The organism is Paraburkholderia sp. NMBU_R16 (assembly GCF_013282575.1).
In the GTDB taxonomy this organism is placed as follows: domain Bacteria; phylum Pseudomonadota; class Gammaproteobacteria; order Burkholderiales; family Burkholderiaceae; genus Trinickia.
In genome coordinates, this window is sequence record NZ_JAAAYE010000156.1 from 1 (window position 1) to 2,318 (window position 2,318).

Consider the following 2,318-nt stretch of genomic DNA (forward strand, 5'->3'; position numbering starts at 1 on the left):
TACTCGTCGCGATGCTCTCGCACCATGCGAACTGCACGCTCGCGGACCTCAGCAGAAAACTTGTTCGACTTGTTCATAGCTCCATTCTCTCAAGAGTTGGAGCCTCCACCAAATCCGGGGCGATTCACCGATGCAGTTGCAGGCACAACTATTATTTTTTGCGGGAGTGGTTTGAGGCGCATCGAACATGTAGCAATGGATCGACAAATGGCTAGATGCTTCGCATATTGCGGCGATCCTTCCGGCATCTGGGCAAGGGCGACGTGACGGGATTGGAAAATATCGATGAGTACGTGACCGTGGTGCACGAATCATCGAGGGGCATATCAATGCTTAGCAGGCTATCCATTGCGTTGCGGACGCTGCGCAACACGTTGCATGAGACGACGCGCGCGCCGAGGACGCCCGGCGCAGCGCGCCAAACGTCGGTCAATCCGCTGTTGGACGTTCTGCCGAAACTGGGCCTGGATCCGGTGACAGTTTTCTCTCGTCGTCCTGCAGCAGGGCCGGACCTGCAATCTTTCTTTACGCAGAGCCGGATAGAACGACCCCCTCGTCTGGGGGCCGGGGTGGCAAGACACACCGCGGCTCAGACGCCGCGTGACGCGCGATCCGACGTACCAGCGCGAATGAAACAGCACCAGCCCGACTCATGGCCAGCTGGCGCAGCGCGGCCCAGTTCGGCGTTCCACACTGTGGGGCTTTGGCCGCCGCCATGGCAATCGGCACTTCTGCGACGCTCCCCGCCCAACCTGATTGAGTTTCGCCCCCCTACGAGCATCGAGGAGGAAAGCAAGCAGCTTCAGATGGCGATTGAACAGAGCCGCACCGAGTTCTTCCTTAGAAGCTTGCCTTCAATCGGTGAGAATTTCGACGTTGCGGCTGCGGCTGACAGGGGGGAAATCGACGCATGGGAGGACTTGGAGCCCGACATCAAGGCACTGTATGCCAGTGAAAGGGAGTTTACCGACGAGGTTGTCATGCGGATGGGGAAACCCCGTCATATCGAAAGGGCGCTGAAGCTCGCGGGAATGCGTTCGGTAGCCAATGATGGCACCACTTATATAAACAAACAAAATGGGGAAAAGGAAGCGAAGACGAACAACTGCTTGCTGATCGCCTTGATGCAGCATGCAACCGTCGACTATGGCTCAGTGTTGTCGGAATTTGTGAATAACACGGTGAATCAATATCGCAATATACTGGCCTCCCTCTCCTTCACGGACGCTGAGAAAGTAACTGAAAATCAAAAGATTTCCGCGGAAAGTCATGCGGCGCGTGTTCTGGTTGACCTTATCAACGACGATCCCTCCGTGTATCCCAAACTAAGCGTCGAAATCATAGCGGAGCATGACGGCGTCGTTTATCGTCATCGTATCGGTTCCAGCGATCGAGACGCGCGAACGGTCGTTGTCGTGGACAGAGCTGGTCACTTCGAAGCGGTGACTGGCGCGGCCTGATCGCTGGTCCGATACGGCGCAGTGCGCTGATCATGCTCTTAATCGTTCAAGGCGAGCTGTCTCGGTCGGATCTCGCTTCCCGCTGCTTTTTTTTGTTCCAGCTCCTCCTGCCACGCTGCACCCGTTGACCTTTCTCGCACCAGTACTGCCTGCGCGCCGGTCGACGGAGCTGCCAGACCTCGCTCGATGATTTTGTCGCTCGGATTTGTGCCGAATTTGGCCATTACCTGGATATGTGCGACTACGGATGCGATGCATGTTGGCAAATGTTTCCGTCGTTCTTGGATCACGCGTTCGCGCGCTAGCGATGCAAAGCAAGTATCGCTGCCGCGCGCCCCAGTCTCTGCAGAATGGGAGGCGTCTGATCGAGACTGTAGGCCAATCAGTTGAGCAGGTACTTGAGGTGCCGGCCGGGATCGTGATTGCGGCGGCACCCCCTGGATTGAATGATCTGAAGGCGGCGCCGCGCTGTGCGATTTGCTGCGAAAACATTTGAACATGGTGGTTGACGGAGATCGGAAAGTAAGATGGGGCAAAGATCGAGCTCGAAGAGAGCCTAGGATCGCCTCTATTAGTTGAACACTTGGTGGATACGGGGTGATGATTTATTCGTTTGGCATCTCGCGCTTTTATATAACGGTATTTAGGCGGCATACCATGCTCTCGGTTTGTGGGTGGGCTGAAAACGTGATTCGGAAAATATGGCTCTTTTGAAAATGCAGTGGGTAACGCCATCGGCTTATACACATGTGCGCGCCGCTTCCCGGGTTCGGAAGAACATGTTTACTTTCAATGACATAGGGCTGGGCTTGTAAACTTTCGGCGAAACGCGTTTACTCTCGCTTTTTGCGTGAACGC

1 protein-coding gene is annotated in these 2,318 nt (G+C 55.5%); it reads left to right on the forward strand.

The genetic code is table 11. From position 1 onward, the window contains the following. Nucleotides 1–215 precede the first annotated feature (215 nt). Nucleotides 216–1,460 (forward strand): hypothetical protein, encoded by a 1,245-nt coding sequence (locus GWC77_RS27395; protein ID WP_173262520.1) that lies wholly within the window; start codon nt 216–218, stop codon nt 1,458–1,460. Nucleotides 1,461–2,318 lie beyond the last annotated feature (858 nt).

Coding starts and splice junctions, on each gene's coding strand:
- GWC77_RS27395 (WP_173262520.1), top strand. CDS start 216: ATGCTTCGCATATTGCGGCGATCCTTCCGGCATCTGGGCAAGGGCGAC.